The following is a 17,026-nucleotide window of genomic DNA, read 5'->3' on the forward strand; positions in this document are numbered from 1 at the left end:
TCATTGAGAATGGGCACCACTGGAGTCTACTAGTTCGCTTCGCAGAGCTTACTCTGATGCAACCTGACAAAATCATAGAAGAATTTGAAGACAATGAATTAGTGCGCAAGTCATTACAAAATTGCCTTGACTTCATATCATCCACCGTACCTACTCTAAAGGAACTTTCAGAACTTCATGGATCCTCAAGATACAATCAATCTGAAGTCGTACTTTACGCTGCATGCTTAGAAATCCTTAGAGAGCAAGGATCTCTAAAAAAAGTTGAATACAGATTACTGCAGGCTCTTCGCACCGGCCTAGACATGCACTACCGATCAGTATCTAGCAAAGATCGAGACGTATTAAAGAAAGAAGTCGACAGCATTCTCTTCGCCGATCCTGAAAGCGCAGAATACTTCCTAAGAAAATACGTTGAACCTCAACTTTCTTCTCATTCTTCCCGCGCGAAAGTCTCGCTACTGAGATATGATGAAAAATTCAAAAGCCTGAGACATAAGCTTTCTCTTGAATGGCTCAAAAAATATTGCAACGCACCTTTAGAATCGCTCAATACCTTATTTGACATCGCCATCGAAGAAGCTCCTAAAGACGAACTGAATGAGTTAATTTTTCAACGATGCTCAGAGCTAATGCCTGAAAATTTTATTACAGTGGATAGTCAAGAAACTACACAGAGACGCGCTTTCTGGCTGCTACGTGCCTGGTATTTCCTTGAACATCCTCCAGAAGAATACTGGGCTTGGCTTAAGTCTGATAAAAATATTGTTCATGCGTTTAGTAGCTACTCTGGAAACATGAGTAACCATGACAACATCCATTGGCCAAAGCTCAACTCTATCAAAATTGAAAAAATCTTAGTAGCGTTTATCGAAGAATGGCCAAAAGTTCATTTGCCCACCCTATGGGGGTCCGACAGTCCGCCCGAGGAAAAGGCATATCGTTTCCTGAGCGAGATCTCTTGGTCAATAAGCTCTGACTCTCCAGTTAGAGCCATTCCTGTTTTGAACCGACTCCTTTCAGATGAAAGGTTTCTCGATGCACACTCAGATTTGAAGAGCATACATGCAGCACAGATTCGTAAAAAATCTCTGGAAGCATTCGATCCACCCTCAACACGAGATGTAGTTAACAGACTTGATCGTGACTCCATAGTTACCGTGGAAGGTCTACGACAACTCATAATCCAAGAACTACAGGAATATCAGAAATACATTTCTGGAGGCGAATACAATTCGGTAGACCGATTCTATAGCAATGGAGCAAGACTTGGAGAAGAATCATGCACCGAAATAATTGCTGAAAGGCTTAGCCTAATTCTTAGACATCAAAACATCATCATAACTCCTGAACACCATCTCAAATCAGAAAAACGAAGTGATTTCACCGTCGCAAAAATAATCAACGGGAAACGACGACTACTTGTAACCGAAGTAAAAGGACAATGGCACAGAGAGCTTTATAGCGCAGCTTCAACTCAGCTTTACGAGCGCTACGCCATTCATCCAGAGGCGGAGGCACAGGGTATATACCTCATACTTTGGTTCGGCGAGACGGAATCAGTCGCCGAACGTAAGAATCATGGAATTACATCCGCTCAGGCTCTAAAAAATAGCGTTGAGGAAATGCTGCCACAAGATCTTAAAGGGCTAATTGACATATTTGTATTAGATTTATCAAAAAATAGCATAATATAAGCACTGCCTCTACAGCTTGACATGTACTGGAATTGCACTAGCTCATGCCAATCTGCAGAGGTGGGCCTGCGCATCACCGGTGGTGCTCTTGAGGCACGCAGTTCCACGCAGCGAGGCTTCGTAATCCTCAACTTAGGCGAACAGTAAACCGGCCACAAGCCGGCTTTTTAATGCCCCTCGGTTTTACAGGCGATGGCAACTTTCCCTGTGCCACCGCCTTCACCTTCCCTCAGAACCGCGACGTCACGCCCACCCGCAGCGTCCGCCCCGGTGCCGGCATGAAGCTTTGCGCCAGCGGGTCCAGGTAGTAGCGGTCGGTCAGGTTCTGCAGCGACGCATTCACCTCGGTGTTCTCAAGCAACTTGTACTTGAGGAACAGATCGAACAGCGCAACCGAGCGGTATTCGATCTGCGGCGTGGTGGCGCCGGACTGCCAAGGCTTGTCGAGGGTATTGGTAGGCCCGGAGGTGTAGGTCACCCGTCCACCCACGGTCAATGCCTCGTCAAAGAAGCGTACGCCGCTGGTCAGGTTGGCGGAAAACCGCGGCGGGTTCTGGGTGTTGGTGTAAGAGCCCATGAAACTGCCCGGCGTACAGTTGGGTGTGTTCTCGGTCTTCTGGTACGGGTTGGCCGTGGCGCGCAGTTTGCCGGCAAATTCCGCGTCGCAGGTCTCGGTCTTCAGGTAGTAGGTGGCCGACAGGTCGGCGAACACACGGCCGGCGTCGTAGTGCGATTGCAGCTCAAGGCCGCGGGTGCTGAAGCTGTCGGTGTTGCTGAAGGTCATCAGGCCCCAAAGCCCCGGGCTTGGGTCGTAATACCGGGTGATGTAGTTCTTGATCACGTTGTCGAAGTAGGCAAGCTTGATCGCGGCCGAATCGTGTTCGGTAAACAGGTTGTCGCGCAGCGCACTGACGCCGACCTCCCAGCTTTGCGAGCGTTCGGGCTTCAGGCTTTTGCCGGGGGCGACTTGCTGGGTGCCCTGGCTGGTCTCGAACAGCGACGGCAGGCGCAGCCCTTGGGTGTAAGTGACATAGAAGAACGTGTCGGGCATCAGTTCGACGTTGATGCCGAATGCCGGCGAGAAGCCGCCGCCACTGCTGCTGCCCTGCGGGCTATGGTCGTAGCCGGTGACCACGCTGCTGATGCCTTCGGGGTTGACCTCCACGCTGGTGGCGCCGAAGTCGTTGAAGCGCACGCCATTGAACGGCTCGTTGCTGTTGCCGAAGACGATGCCGTTGTTCAGCCTGGGGTCGGTGGCATCGGTGTACTGGCCGTTCTGGTCGGGGAACCAGGTCATGCTGCCCCAGCCTTTCGGGCCACTTGCCGAAATGTATCGCACCTCACGGTCCTCACGTCGGGCGGTGGAGAGCACGGTGTTGTCCTTGGTGTGGAAATGGCTGTAACGGCCACCACCCCAAAGGGTCAGCTGCTCGGTCGGCTGGTACTCGAGCTTGCCGTTGAAGCTGAACTCCTGCCGGGAGGCATCGCGCAGGGTGCGGTTGGCATCGATGTCATGCTGGGTGATCAGCACACTTTTCTGCGGTTGCAGGTCTTCGAGCTGGAAGGCGCCACCCATCTCGAGTTTGAAGTCACCATGGGCCGTCTCGAACCGGGAGACGTTGTTCAGGTCGCCACCAATTCGGCGGTTGTCCTGGCGGGTCCAGCTGCGGTCAGACCGAAACAACTGCGAAACAGGCGCCGTCCAGGCCGAGCTCAGCAAGCTGGTCGTGGCATCGGTCATCCACAGGTTGCTGGTCAGGTCGACCCACGGGTTGCCGGCAGGCAGGTAGTGGTAGCGTGCCGTATAGGTGTCGATCTTCACCTCGCCCAAGGGGTACTGGTAGATACCCGCAGTGCCGAAGCGGTAGATGTCCGAAGGCATGATCTCGGAAGTGCGGCCATCGTAGCGGCGATAGCCCAAGTCCAGCGTATGGTCGTCGGCTATCCGCCAGGTAGCCTTCAGCAGGTACGAGTCGGTTTTCGATGAAGAGTTGAGCACTTCCTCGCCGGCGTTGTAGGTCATCGCCACGCTCGGCTGCTCCCGGCCGTATTCGTCGTGGATGCGGTAGCGGTCCTGGCCTTTCTTGCCGGAAAAGTAGTTGCCCTGGTTGCGGTGCGCATACGCTGCCACCACGTCCAGCCGCTCGGTGGTGAAGGCAAAAGCCGCGCTGCCAGATTCGGCCTCGGAGCCAAACAGGCTGCCGCGGCTGTCGCGTGGGGGCGCGGACAGGCTTTCATCTTTGGAACTGGTGCTGCGGTGAACGGGGGCTACGCCGTTGTTCCAGAAATCGCCCTTGAGGCGTACGCCGACCTGGTTACCGTCCAGCAGAATGTCCTGCACACCAATCGTCTGCATCTCCACCGTGCCGCCAATGGCCCCGGACCTGGTTGACGGCCCTTTGTTCACGGTCAGGCTGCTGATCAGGTCGGGGTCGATATAGCTGCGCTGCTGGGTACCGCCATAACCTCGATAAACATCCAGGGCCTGCTCGGAACCATCGACCTTGACCGCCACCCGGCTCTGGCCCTGGATGCCACGGATGTTCACGTCCAGGGCGCCGCCATTACGGGTGTCGCCCACCTGCACGCCGGGGACGCCGTTAAGCAGGTCGCCCGCAGACACCCGGCCGAAGCGGTCGATCTGCTCGCCGGTCAAGTGCACTGACGAGCGCGGCGCCCTGTAGGTGTCCACCTGCGGGCCCTGCGCGGCAGCCTCGACCATTGTCGGCGACAACTCTGCCGCAGCACCGGCAGGCGTACCCTGTGCCATCAACACGTAGGTCCCGGTAGCACTTGGCACCAGCTGCAACCCGCTGTTGGCGAGCAACCGCTGCATGCCCTCGCTGACCGTGTACCGCCCTTTCAGGGCCGGCGCCGTTCGCCCGCGGGTGAGCTCAGGCTCGTACGACACCAGCAGCCCGGACTGGCTGCTGAAGCTGCCCAGGGCTGTGCCCAACGGGCCTTGGGCAATGTTGTAGTCACGCAGCGTGGCGTCGTCCAGGCGGGTAGCCGTGAGCGCAGCCCTGTCGGCACCCTGGGCCAGAACCACGCTGGTGTTCAGCAGGCCTGCGCCGCAGCAGCTGATCATGGTGCAACGCAGGGCAAAGGTGATGGGCGACAGGCAAGGCCGAAGGCGCGGAACAGGTGAAGGAGAACGTACTGGGAGCATGCTTTTCTCGCTCGTAGGGTTTGCGCCTGCCACTGGCGGCGGGCTGTTACCTCCTCTGTCGCACGAGATCGAAAAAAGGATATGAAAGAACGGGAAGGGTCCGAATTTACCGAACTGGCCTTGTGAGTTGAGCAATTCTAGTGATAATGGTTTGCATTTGCGACAGCCTCCTAATCAATTCAATCGACGATGAATGCCCCCTTCTCCCCGCCGAACAGTACCGAGCCGTGCAGCATCGAAACGCTGTACATCGAGAATCATGCCTGGCTGCGTAACTGGCTTGCCTACCGGCTGAGGTCGTGGGGACGCGGGGTGGCCGATGATCTGGCCCAGGATACGTTCCTGCGTGTGCTGGCCAGCCGCCAGGGCGCGCGGGTCGAGCCGATTCGTCAACCCCGTGCCTACCTGACGCGCATCGCGAACTGCGTGCTGGTCAGCTGGCGGCGCCGGCAGTCGCTGGAGCAGGCGTGGCTCGAAGCGCTGCTGTTGCTGCCAGAGCCCGAGCAGCCTTCGCCGGAGCTGCAATGCGTGATCCTCGAAACCCTGCATGAGATCGACGCAGTGCTGGACAAGCTGCGACCGCGGGCAAGGCAGGCATTCCTGATGGCGACACTGGACGGCATGAAGCAGAAGGACATCGCCGTGGCCTTGAACATCGCCCTGCCAACGGTGAAGAAGTACATCCACGAAGCCTACCTGGCCTGCCTGACGCAAATGCCCGATGAATAACGCTTCTGCAACGCCCGACGATGCCATCGCGCAGCCAGTGCTTGCCCAGGCTGCCTCATGGCTGATGCTGATGCAGGAAGCGCCGCTGCTGCCTGCCCAGCAGCTCGAACTGGAACGCTGGCGGCTTGCCAGTGAGGAGCACGAACGTGCATGGAAAAGGGCGCAGCGCCTGCTGTCCCGCCTGGGCAGCCTGCCACCAACGCTGGCCAGGCCCACCCTGCAACGCCCGTCGGGCAGGCGCGCGGTGCTGCGCGGCCTGGTGCTGCTGATAGGCGCCGCCCCGCTTGCGTGGTGGGGCTGGCGCTCGCAGGCAGGGCGTTTTGCCAGTGACTACCAAACGGCTGTGGGTGAGCGCAAACACGCACGGCTCGCCGACGGCACGCAGATCATCCTCAATACCGACAGTGCCTTGGCGCTGCTTTTCGACAGCGCGCAACGGCTGCTGCACCTGCGCCGTGGCGAGGTATACATCGTGACCGCTGCCGACCCACGGCCGCTGAGGGTGCAAACCTTGCAGGGGCAATTGCTGGCGCTGGGCACACGGTTCAGCGTGCGCCAGCTGGCCGATGAAACCTTGCTTGAGGTGCATGAAGGCGCCGTGCAGGTACGCCCCGAAAGCGCCAGCCCGGCGGCAGGCGAGAACATCATCCGCGCCGGACAGCAGGTTCGGTTCAGCCGGGAGCGTATGGGACGTATCGAGGAAGTGCGCGACACCAGCCTGGCTTGGCAACGCGGCTTGCTGGTGGCTGATGACATGCCATTGCAACAATGGGCGCAAGAGCTGATGCGCTACGCCGACCCGCGCCTTGAGTGCGACCCTGCCCTGCGCGAGCTGCGGGTGTCTGGCACCTTCCCGGTCGACGACCTGCCGCTGGCGTTGGCCATGCTGGCGCAGACCTACGGGCTGCAGGTTCGACAGGCGGGTGGGCTGGTGGTTATCAGTCGCTGATCGGCTGGCCGGTCGTCAGTCCTGGTCGGCGCGCGGGCTGGCAGAGAGCTTCAGGCTGCTCTTGAGGAACTCCTCGCGCACCTGATGCATCTGCAAGTGAGTTTTCCCCGTCGCATAATCCAGCCCCGCGAGCCCCATTTCCAACGCCAGTTCGGGCTGCCGGGCAGCATGACGAATGCGCTCTGCCAGGCTGGACGGGTTCCCGGTTTCAAACGTCAATGCGTTGTGCTCGCTGGTGATGTCCAGCACCCCGGAGGTGTCTGAACCTATGACGGGAACGCCCTGGCTGAACGCGTCAAAAATGATGCGGGGCTGTTCCTGCTTCAATGTCGGCACCAACAGCCAGTCATGCTGGGCAATGATGCTGAAAAAGTCTTTGCCATAATCAACTGCGTTCAAAAACTTCACCTGGACGCCGCCACGCTTTTGCGCGGCAAAGCGCAGGCAGTGCGCTTTCAAATCACCCTCCCCCATCAGGGTGAAGGTGCTATCAATGCATTCGACCTCCAGCTGCTCAATGGCTTCAAGCACTACCAGAACACCTTTATCCAGCACGAGACGTGACGGGTAAAGCAAGTGGAGTGCACGGCCACGCCTGCCGTCGAATCGTTTTCTGACAGTTTCAGGGGCCGCCATGAACTTTTTATCGAGCCAGCTGGCAGGGTTGATCAACGTGCGGCTGTTGTTGCGCCCCAGAAAGTAATCCTTGTAGAAGGACTGGGTAAATATTCTGGCATTCGCCAGTTTCACGCAGCGCTTCAACAACACGGTGTGTACATGGTGGTCAATGAGTGCCCTGAGGGTTCGCGCCTGCCCCTGAGCCAACATCCAGAAAGAAGACTCTATGACAATCACCCATTGAAAGCGCAACAACGGCTTGAGCGGCAACACATAGAAGGACAAGGGGAATGCCCAACCGGCCCCGTCCGAATGGACGATCCTGGCACGCTTGCAGGCGATGAAAACGGTGACGAAATTCGGAATGAAATTCTTCAGGACTGACGCAAGCCCATAGTCTTTGCGCAACCCGTAAATCCGTTTTATATCCAGATGACTGATGCTTTGCAGCCCGTCAATGCTGCCATCGTGCTCTACAGGGCAGCACATGCTGAAGTGCTTTATGTAGCCCAGATGCAGCGCTATGTCTTTGACCCACAGGGGGTCTGTGAACACATTGCCTTGCTGGTCTACGACAACAGGAATTCGGGTGAAGAGGATGTATGGGTCTTCAATCATATTCCCCTCGCAGGGATGCCAGGACACTCTCGATTTCATTGTCTACATGGGGCTTACTCCTCATTACCAGCCGTCCATCTCAACAACGTTCCAGCGTCCTTGCAGACCTCCTGCCTACACAGCAAGCGCTCCGTTGGGCATTAACTCTAGTGCGCCTTTGCCGATTGCACACGCCAAGCGGCAAAAATTTGTCATGGCTCCAGGCGGCCGGGGCAAGCCCTTGTTTTCATTGGCCTAGCTCCTGAAAACACCCACCCGCCTGGAGCCTGCCCTGTTCACAGGCGGCGGTCAGAAGTCATACCGCGCCCCAACCATCATGCTGCGCGACGGCCCATAGAAATTGAATGTCGAAGTCGACCCCACACGCGACAGGTAATCCCGGTCGAACAGGTTGTTGACGTTGAAGGTGGCGGTCAGCTTCGGGGTAACCGGGTACGACAGCATCGCGTCCACCGTGGCATAGCCCGGTGCATCGATGCGCACGCCGCCGTTCTCGGAATAGAAGTTGCTCATCGCCGATACACCGCCGCCAATGGCCAGGCCGCTCAGCGGGCCTTGGCTGATGGTGTATTGGCTCCACAGCGACGCCTGGTTGCGCGGCATGATGAAGAACGTGGTTTCGGCATCACCCTTGAGGGTTTCGGTTTCCATCCAGGTGTAGCCGGCCAGCAGTTCCCAGTTCGGCGTGAGCTTGCCGCTCACTTCCACTTCGGCACCTTTGACGCGGGTTTTGCCGGAGGCAACCGAGAAGTTGGTGTCTACGCCATCCTCGTCATATTCGGAGGTGGCGCGGTTCTTGTCGGTCAGGCGGAACACCGAGAAGCGGGTGTTGAGGTCGCCGCCGAAGTAACTGCTCTTCAGGCCGAATTCGTACTGCTCGCCTTCACGCGGCTTCAGCACCCGGCCGTTGCTGTCGGTGTCGGACTGCGGCTTGAACACCTGCGAGTAGCTGGCGTACAGCGCGTACAGGTGTTTCCACCGATTCATTTAAGCCACCCGGCTTCATTTACCTAGAGCGAGTTCTCGCTCGATATCCTCGATACTAGGCAAACTAGTTTGCAGTTCAGGTGGTAACGATTCAATCAATTGATACTCAGCCACACCCATGGGTCTTCGACTGTCGCGCAACGCATACTCCGCAACAACCTTGTTTTTGCTTTTGCACAGAAGCAGACCTATTGTCGGTCCGTCCTGTTGATGCTTGACCTGAGCGTCAACAGCGGTCAGATAGAAGCTCAACTGCCCTAGATGCTCTGGCTTAAACTTTCCTGCCTTCAACTCAATCACCACGTAGCAACGCAGCTTGAGGTGATAGAAGAGCAGGTCGATGAAGAACTCGTCCCCGCCAACATCCAGCAAGACCTGACGCCCTACAAAGGCAAATCCGGAACCGAGCTCGAGTAGAAAGTCTGTCACATGCTTGACCAGAGCCTGCTCAATTTCTCTCTCTTGAGAATCAGCCGTCAAAGTAAGGAAGTCGAAGCGATATGGATCTTTGAGCGACTCGCGTGCGAGGTCAGACTCGACCTTGGGAAGGCTCTGCTCAAAATTACTCAGGGCCTGCCCTTTACGCTCCATCAGCTGGCTTTCAATCTGAATGACAAGAATATTTCGCGACCAGTTGTGTTCGATCGCCTGGGCCGCGTACCAACGACGTGACTGTGCATTGGACAATTTCTCCAGCAGCGTCAACTGGTGATACCAAGGCAATTGTGCAAGCGTCTCTTGCACAAACTGCGAATCTGGCCAGGCTGCAGCAAATGCCCGCATGTATTTCAGATTGCGTGGTGAGAAGCCCTTCATCTCTGGAAATGCAACACGCAAATCCACGGCTAACCGATCAATCACCTTGGCGCCCCAACCTTGCAGGCTCTGACGAACCAGAATGTCATGGCCGATCTGCCAGTAGAGCAGAACCAGTTCTCGGTTGACCGCCAAAGCTGCACGCTGCTGCGCGCTTTGAATGCGAACCTTGAGTTCGGACAACCAGTCGCCATAGCCTTCGGGTGGTGCTGTCAGGTTTGTAAACAGGTCGGTCATGGTTTCTCCTCTTCAATTGCCGCCTGCGGGGCATAGCGTTGGCCTGAGTTTATAGGTTACTCCAGAGATGAACGGCGTCCCTTGTTACAAGCTTTTCAGGACATATCCAGCGCTCAATGTCTCATGCCGAGCTCATTGCGGGTTTACCCACGAAAGGCTCGACACAGCCGAAAGATCAACTTGGCCTTGGTGCAAAGCCCGAGGCCTGAGTGAGGTTGTATTCGAGGGAGTGAACGGCGTGGGGTGGATCGGGAACAATATTTAGCATGATGACACTCTCTATAGATTGGCTAGAGCTGCCACCCATGACTTGCAGTGTGATGGGTGGCGGCCACGTACGGGTCTGCAAGACCGGCAGAGAGCAAAACCCGGCAGGTTCGAAAACCTCCCATACGTAGCCACCATCAAGCGCGCGCAATGGCCTGCCATTGGCTATCGATAGTGGACATTTTTTGCTCTCTACGGGCTTGCAGACCCGGTCGCTGATTTGGCAACGACAGGGCCAGACTAGGCCGCCGAGAACACCACCGCAATGGCGCAAAGGCGATAGGAAGCTATTTCAGAAACGACCTACACGCAACGGGAAAAAACTGATTTTTAGAAGTCATACCGCGCCCCAACCATCATGCTGCGCGACGGCCCATAGAAGTTGAACGTCGAGGTCGAGCCCACGCGCGACAGGTAGTCCCGGTCGAACAGGTTGTTGACGTTGAAGGTGGCGGTCAGCTTCGAGGTCACCGGGTACGACAGCATCGCATCCACGGTGGCATACCCCGGTGCATCGATGCGCACGCCGCCATTCTCGGAATAGAAGTTGCTCATCGCCGATACACCGCCGCCAATGGCCAGGCCGCTCAGCGGGCCTTGGCTGATGGTGTACTTGCTCCACAACGACGCCTGGTTGCGCGGCATGATGAAGAACGTGGTTTCGGCATCACCCTTGAGGGTTTCGGTTTCCATCCAGGTGTAGCCGGCCAGCAGTTCCCAGTTCGGCGTCAGCTTGCCGCTCACTTCCACTTCGGCACCTTTGACGCGGGTTTTACCGGAGGCAACCGAGAAGTTGGTGTCTACGCCATCCTCGTCATATTCGGTGGTGGCGCGGTTCTTGTCGGTCAGGCGGAACACCGAGAAGCGGGTGTTGAGATCGCCGCCGAAGTAACTGCTCTTCAGGCCGAATTCGTACTGCTCGCCTTCACGCGGCTTCAGCACCCGGCCGTTGCTGTCGGTGTCGGACTGCGGCTTGAACACCTGCGAGTAGCTGGCGTACAACGCGTGGTTCTCGGTCAGGTCGTAGACCAGGCCGCCATACGGGGTGAAGTGGCCATCCACGCGCTTGCTGTCGTTGGTGGTAGCACCGCTGCTCAGGGTGGTGGTGTAGAAGTCACCGCGATACCAGCTGAACCGGCCACCGGCGATCAGCGCCAGGCGCTCGATCGGGCGGAAGGTGACTTTGGAATACAGGCCGTATTCCTCTTCCTGCATGCCGGTCTCGGTGCTGTAGTTGGGCGACGGTTTGGCGAACTGCTTCGGCGAGTAGGTGTTGACGTTGATGGCCCCCAGGTTGGTGGTGCCGTTCAGGTACTCGGTGTCGTAGTTCTTGTAGTCGGTGCCGACCACGAATTCGCTGACCTGGCCAAGCGCTTCGAACGGCTGGCTGTAGCTGGCGTCCAGCGAGTAGGTGTCCTGGGTAAAGTCACGGGCGCTGGCGCGCTCGGAGTTGGCACCGGTAGTGGCGTTGGTTGCAGTGAAGGCGTACAGGTAATTGGTGTCGCGGTGCGAACCACGTGCGGCGACACGGCCATAACCGCCGTTGTCGAAGCGGTGGGTCAGCTCGGCGACCAGGTCGGTGGTATTGCCGTCGAAGTAGTTCCAGTCAGCACCCAGGAAACGCGAGTGGCTGAAGTCGGGTACGTCGCCAGACAAGGTTGCCGGGTAGCCGTTGTGCGGGGTGATGTTCTTCACTTCGTGCATCAGGCCGAACGACAGCGTGGTGGCGTCGTCCAGGTCGATATCCAGCGCGCCGTAGTAGCTGTTGCTGGTGTTGGCGTTGTAATCGACTTCGCCATTGGTGTCGTCACGGGATGCGATGAAACGCCCGCGCACGCGGCCGGCGTCATCCAGCGGCCCGCTCAGGTCGATTTCTTCGTGGTTGGTGTCCCAGGTGCCGTAGCTGCCTTCAATGTGGCCCTGGAACTCGGCGGTCGGGCGCTTGCGCACCATGTTGACGATGCCACCCAGTTCACTGGTGCTGCTGAACAGCCCGGCCGGGCCACGCATGATTTCGACACGGTCGAACGCCGCCAGCGACGGCACGGTGCCGAAGATGCTGGCCATGGGAGCCGGCAGGCCGTCGATGTTGAACTCGCTGTACTCGTAGCCACGGGCGTAGATCGACGAGCGGCCGCTGTCGTTAGTCAGGGTGCGCAGGCCGGCGGTGTACTTGGCCAGGTCGTCCAGGTGCACGAACTGGCGGTCCTTGACGTAGTCCTGGGTGTACACGGTGATCGATTGCGGGATGTCCTTGAGCGCCGCAGGCGTCTTGGTGCCCACGGTCGCGGCATCGACACTGTAGCCACCGGTCGCTTCCGAGGGCAGCATGTCGTACAGGCGGTTGCCTTCGATGGTCAGTGCCGGCAGGTCGAGTGAGCTGTCTTCGGCGGCCGCCTGGGTCGCTACCGTTTCAGCCAGCGCCGACAACGAAAACGGCGCCAGCAACCCCAGCACCAGCAAGCCCCGTACCCGTCGCGGGCTCCCCACACGTTTGAAACCGGTCATGACACACCCTTTGCCCAAATGATATTAATTCGCAAACGATACAAGTTGCTTTTTGCGAACGATACCGGAGGAAAAACGGGGGTGCAGCATCATTAACCTTCTTAACACATCAAGGCGTTGCCCTCTGGCCACGCGCAATGGGATGATTCGTAACTGATACAAGTTCTCATTCAAGGCTCGCCGTGCCCACCTCACTCCTCCTTGCCGAAGACGACGCAAGCCTGCGTCATGACCTGGAACGCCATTTCCTCAACCGCGGCTTTCAGGTACAGGCATGCGCCAGTGGCACACAGGCCCTGAATGCCATACGGCAATCGCAGTTCGAGCTGGTGCTGCTGGACATCATGCTGCCAGGCATGGACGGCCTCAGTCTGCTCGACGAGCTGCGTCGGCAACAGGCGGTGCCGGTCATGCTGATGTCGGCGCTGGGGGCCGAGCAGGACCGCATCAGCGGCTTTACCCGGGGTGCGGACGACTACCTGCCCAAGCCCTTCAGCCTGGCGGAGCTGGACGCACGGGTCGACGCCTTGCTGCGGCGCGTGGCATTCGATCGCGGCACGGCGCTGCGGGCCGACGTCGGTGAGGTGATGCTGGACCACGACCGCCAGGATGTTATCCACAACGGCAGTGCCGCGGGCCTTACCGCGTCCGAGTTCCGCTTGCTGGTGACGCTGCGGGCGCATCCCGGCGAAGCCTTGAGCAAGCCATTCCTCTACCAGACCGTGCTGCACCGGGCCTATACCCGCCTAGACCGGGGCCTGGATGTGCACGTGTGCAACCTGCGCCGCAAACTGGCCGACATCAATGCCCAGCACCTGCAGATCCAGGCTGTGCGCGGCCAGGGGTACATCCTGGTCGACGCGGAGCAGCCCTGATGCGGCGCCACCCGTTGTTGTGGAAACTGGCCCTGCTGCAGGTCAGCTTCTGCCTGTTGCTTGTCTGGCTGATCTGGACATGGGGCCTGTCGGTGGAGCGCAGCACCTATTTCCTGTCCCAGGCCGACCAGGACTACCTGGCGCGCTATGCGCAACAAGCTGAAGACGCCTGGGAGCAAGGCGGTGCAGTGGGCGTCGAGACCTGGCGCAGGCAACTGGAACAAGCCGAGGACACCTGGGTGGCGGTTATCGGGCCGCACCTGCAAAGCCTTGCCACCACGCCGCTGAGCGCCGAGCAGGCCAGCCACCTGACCTTCATGCGCAAACTCGATTGGCCAATGAGCCGGCGACTGCGGGATGAGCTGCCATACGTCAGCATCGAATTCCCGAAACACCCCGAACACGGCCGCCTGGTACTGCAACTGCCCGAACGCCTGCTGCCCACCGGCCTGACACCTTGGACCCATGTGGTTACCCACGGTGTTGCCCCTGCCCTGCTCGCGCTGCTGCTGGGCCTGGCGCTGTACCGGCATCTGGTGGTGCCGCTCAACCGCCTGCGCGACCGCGCCGACGCCCTGCGTGCCGATGACCTGGACAGCCCCACCCTGCCCTTGCAGGAGCGCCGCGATGAACTGGGTGAACTGGCACAAGCCTTTGAACACATGGCCGGGCGGCTGCGCCAGAGCCTGGAGCAACAGCGCCTGCTGCTGCGTACGCTGTCCCACGAATTGCGCACCCCGCTGGCGCGGCTGCGCATTGCCCATGACAGCGATTTGCCGCCGCCGCAGTTGCGCGAGCGCCTGGACCGCGAAGTGGCCGACATGCAGAAGCTGCTGGAAGACACCCTGGACCTGGCCTGGATGGACACCGAACAACCCAGCTTGCCGAGCGAGCCGGTGTTGATGGTTTCCGTCTGGGAAGCCCTGTGCCAGGACGTCTGCTTCGAAAGCGGCTGGGATCCTGCACGCCTGCCATGCTCGCTGGGAACCGACTGCCTGGTAGAGGCTCACCTGGACAGCCTGGCCCAGGCCCTGGAAAACCTGCTGCGCAATGCCATACGCCACTCCCCGGCCGAGGGCCGGGTCAGCCTGGATGGCTGGCGCGAGGGCGACATATGGCACCTGCGCCTGAGCGACCAGGGCCCCGGTGTAGCGCACGCCGACCTCGAACGCATTTTCAAGCCTTACCAGCGCCTGGCCGACAGCGGCGCTGGCTTCGGCCTTGGCCTGGCCATCGCTCGCCGCGCCATCGAACTGCAAGGTGGCCGGTTATGGGCCAGTAATGGTCACCCTGGTTTGTGCCTGCATTTGACCCTGCCCGCCGCCCGGCACTGTTTAGAAAGTTAATGCGCTTTACCCTCAATCAGGACTGATTATCATCTGGGCGCTACAGCCTTGCGCCCCTCGCAAAGCCCTGACGAGACGCCTGATGAGCAAGATGACCCTGACCCTGGCTTTGGCACTGGCCCTCGCTGCGCCTGTTGCCCTGGCGCAGCCCGAGCGAAACCAGAAGATGGACACCTCGCTGCTGCAGCGCCAGGACCTGGCCTACCGCTTCACCCAACTCGACCTGGACTCGGCCGACGGCCAGCGCCATTACCGCTTGTGGGTCGGCCAGCCAAAGCGCCCGGCGCCAGTATCGGGGTACCCGGTGCTATGGATGCTTGATGGCAATGCCGCGATAGGCGCGCTGGACAGCCAGCTACTGGACAAGCTCGCCGCCGGCCAGGCGCCCTTGCTGGTGGCCGTTGGGTACCAGACCGAACAGCGTATCGAGCGCACCGGGCGTACCTATGACTACACCCCGGCATTACCTGGGCAGGCAGAGCAACGTGACCCACTGACCGGGGAGCCCAGCGGTGGCGCGGACGCGTTTCTTGACCTGCTGACCGAACGCATGCGACCGATGGTGGCCGGGCTGGCCCCAATCGACGTGCAACGGCAGACGCTATGGGGCCATTCCTACGGTGGGTTGGCTGTGCTGCATGCGTTGTTCACCCGCCCCGGGGCGTTCAGTGACTATGCGGCAGCAAGCCCTTCGCTGTGGTGGCATGACGGCGCAATCGTGAGCGAAGCGCAGGGGCTGGAGCAGCGCTTGGGCAGCAGCCGGCCGCGGTTGTTGCTGATGCGTGGCGGTGAAGAGCCGGCAAACCCGCGCATGCCGGTGCCAGGGGATGTGGAGCGGCCGGCACGTGAGCTGGTGACGGACCTGGCCAGGGTGCCGGGGTTGCAGGTGCGGTTCGAGCGGTTTTCCGGGTTGGGGCATGGCCCGATGTTGCCGGCTTCGTTGAATCGGGTGATTGAAGGGATGTCGCGGTAAGCCTGTGCGGGCCTCTTCGCGGGCATGCCCGCTCCCACACAAGTCTTGAACGCTGTGGTGGTCCTGTGGGAGCGGGCGCGCCCGCGAAGAGGCCCGCACGGGCAGCGCACTTGTTAGCCCATGACACAGCACGATTGCGCCAAAGGTCGCAGGCCCACGGGTTGCCAACAGGGTAGCCCTGTGCGGTATGCTTGGCCGGTCTTCAGGGCGGGGTGAAAGTCCCCACCGGCGGTAAATCGAAAGATGAGCCCGCGAGCGCCCCGGCCATGCCGGGGGTCAGCAGATCTGGTGCAACTCCAGAGCCGACGGTCATAGTCCGGATGAAAGAAGGCGTCAGGCAGGGGCCATTCAGGCGCCCCTGCGCGCGCATTTTGTTCGCCCCGAGACGTTCATCGATCATTCACGAGGAGCGTTTCATGTCCACCCTTCAACACCCGCAATTCCCCAATGTTTCCGCGGCCATCGCCGCCTTCAAGGCCGGGCGCCCTGTGCTGTTGCTCGACGATGACGACCGCGAGGACGAAGCGGACATCATTGCCGCCGCCGAGAACATCACGCTGCAGACCATGGCCATGATGATTCGCGATTGCAGCGGCATCGTCTGCCTGTGCCTGGACGAAGCCACCGTCGACGCGTTGCAGCTGGCACCCATGGTGCAGAACAACCAGGCCCGCCACGGCACTGGCTTCACCGTCACCATCGAGGCGGCCGAAGGTATCACCACCGGCGTTTCCGCCCAGGACCGCATCACCACCATTGGCGCGGCATTGCGCTCCAGCGCCGAACAGCGCCATATCGTCAGCCCGGGGCATGTGTTCCCGCTGCGCGCCCGCAATGGCGGGGTACTGACCCGCCGTGGGCACACCGAAGGCTCGGTGGACATCGCCCGCCTGGCAGGCCTGCGAGCGGCTGCGGTGCTGTGCGAGCTGATGAACCCCGATGGCAGCATGGCCCGTGGCGAGCAGGTAGCGGTGTATGCGCGGCAGTACAATCTGCCGGTGCTGACCATCGAGGAACTGGCGCGGTACCGTGAGGCGATGCTGGAGCTGGAAGCAGAGCCTGCTTGATAGACCACCTCTCGGCCATTCGCGGGTAAACCCGCTCCCACATTTACTGCACAAGGCTCAAGGCTTGTGTGTTCTCTGTGGGAGATTCTATGGTTTTCAGCAAGCCGGTTTGACGCCTTTGGTGGTGTATTCGTCCTGATTCTTCATCAGGGCGAATGCCACCCTTGCTA

The 17,026-nt window shown here is 59.5% G+C and carries 11 protein-coding genes, 1 pseudogene and 1 riboswitch; of the genes and pseudogenes, 7 read left to right on the forward strand and 5 right to left on the reverse strand.

The features are described from left to right. The first annotated feature begins 56 nt into the window (after positions 1-56). A complete protein-coding gene (locus ACIQUI_RS26340) occupies positions 57-1,697 on the forward strand; it encodes a hypothetical protein (RefSeq protein WP_403203655.1) in 1,641 nt (546 codons plus the stop codon). 229 nt (positions 1,698-1,926) lie between these two features. Here the strand turns inward: ACIQUI_RS26340 and ACIQUI_RS26345 are convergent, their stop codons facing one another. After that, positions 1,927-4,866, reverse strand: coding sequence for a TonB-dependent receptor domain-containing protein (locus ACIQUI_RS26345; RefSeq protein ID WP_403203657.1), 2,940 nt, complete (start codon positions 4,864-4,866; stop codon positions 1,927-1,929). Between the two features lie 189 nt (positions 4,867-5,055). Here ACIQUI_RS26345 and ACIQUI_RS26350 point away from each other — a divergent pair, with 189 nt between their 5' ends. Continuing rightward, positions 5,056-5,595: a sigma-70 family RNA polymerase sigma factor gene (locus tag ACIQUI_RS26350; protein ID WP_403203659.1), complete on the forward strand. Its 540-nt coding sequence runs from the start codon at positions 5,056-5,058 to the stop codon at positions 5,593-5,595. Next, positions 5,588-6,544, forward strand: a complete 957-nt coding sequence (locus ACIQUI_RS26355; RefSeq protein WP_403203661.1) for a FecR domain-containing protein — start codon at positions 5,588-5,590, stop codon at positions 6,542-6,544. Before ACIQUI_RS26350 ends, ACIQUI_RS26355 begins: the two co-directional genes overlap by 8 nt. 15 nt (positions 6,545-6,559) lie before the next feature. On the opposite strand, the gene ACIQUI_RS26360 is transcribed toward ACIQUI_RS26355, so the two are convergent. From ACIQUI_RS26360 to ACIQUI_RS26375, 4 genes and pseudogenes are all read right to left on the reverse strand, one after another. Then, on the reverse strand, positions 6,560-7,780 hold the full coding sequence (locus ACIQUI_RS26360) for a glycosyltransferase family 4 protein (RefSeq protein WP_403203663.1): 1,221 nt from the start codon (positions 7,778-7,780) through the stop codon (positions 6,560-6,562). Between the two features lie 288 nt (positions 7,781-8,068). Beyond that, positions 8,069-8,746 (reverse strand): annotated as a pseudogene (locus ACIQUI_RS26365) (TonB-dependent siderophore receptor); the annotation flags it as partial. Positions 8,747-8,782: 36 nt separating this feature from the next. Next, entirely contained in the window at positions 8,783-9,820 is a 1,038-nt protein-coding gene (locus ACIQUI_RS26370; protein ID WP_201199869.1) for a YhcG family protein, read from the reverse strand. Positions 9,821-10,417: 597 nt separating this feature from the next. Next, positions 10,418-12,595, reverse strand: a complete 2,178-nt coding sequence (locus ACIQUI_RS26375; RefSeq protein ID WP_403203665.1) for a TonB-dependent siderophore receptor — start codon at positions 12,593-12,595, stop codon at positions 10,418-10,420. Positions 12,596-12,777: 182 nt separating this feature from the next. On the opposite strand from ACIQUI_RS26375, the gene ACIQUI_RS26380 reads away from it, so the two are divergent. From ACIQUI_RS26380 to ribB, 4 genes are all read left to right on the forward strand, one after another. After that, complete coding sequence (locus ACIQUI_RS26380; protein ID WP_403203667.1) at positions 12,778-13,470, forward strand: response regulator transcription factor; 693 nt, start codon at positions 12,778-12,780, stop codon at positions 13,468-13,470. Further along, positions 13,470-14,816: a histidine kinase sensor domain-containing protein gene (locus tag ACIQUI_RS26385; protein ID WP_403203669.1), complete on the forward strand. Its 1,347-nt coding sequence runs from the start codon at positions 13,470-13,472 to the stop codon at positions 14,814-14,816. Before ACIQUI_RS26380 ends, ACIQUI_RS26385 begins: the two co-directional genes overlap by 1 nt. Positions 14,817-14,898: 82 nt before the next feature. Continuing rightward, positions 14,899-15,789, forward strand: coding sequence for an alpha/beta hydrolase (locus ACIQUI_RS26390; RefSeq protein ID WP_403203671.1), 891 nt, complete (start codon positions 14,899-14,901; stop codon positions 15,787-15,789). A 194-nt stretch (positions 15,790-15,983) separates the two neighbouring features. Further along, a riboswitch (FMN riboswitch) is annotated at positions 15,984-16,125 on the forward strand. Between the two features lie 80 nt (positions 16,126-16,205). Then, positions 16,206-16,856 carry a 3,4-dihydroxy-2-butanone-4-phosphate synthase gene (gene ribB / locus ACIQUI_RS26395; RefSeq protein WP_403203673.1) on the forward strand — a complete coding sequence of 217 codons (651 nt, stop codon included), beginning with the start codon at positions 16,206-16,208 and terminating at the stop codon, positions 16,854-16,856. The last annotated feature ends 170 nt before the right edge of the window (positions 16,857-17,026 follow it).

The sequence above is a fragment of the Pseudomonas sp. NPDC090592 genome, from assembly GCF_044769185.1.
In the GTDB taxonomy this organism is placed as follows: domain Bacteria; phylum Pseudomonadota; class Gammaproteobacteria; order Pseudomonadales; family Pseudomonadaceae; genus Aquipseudomonas.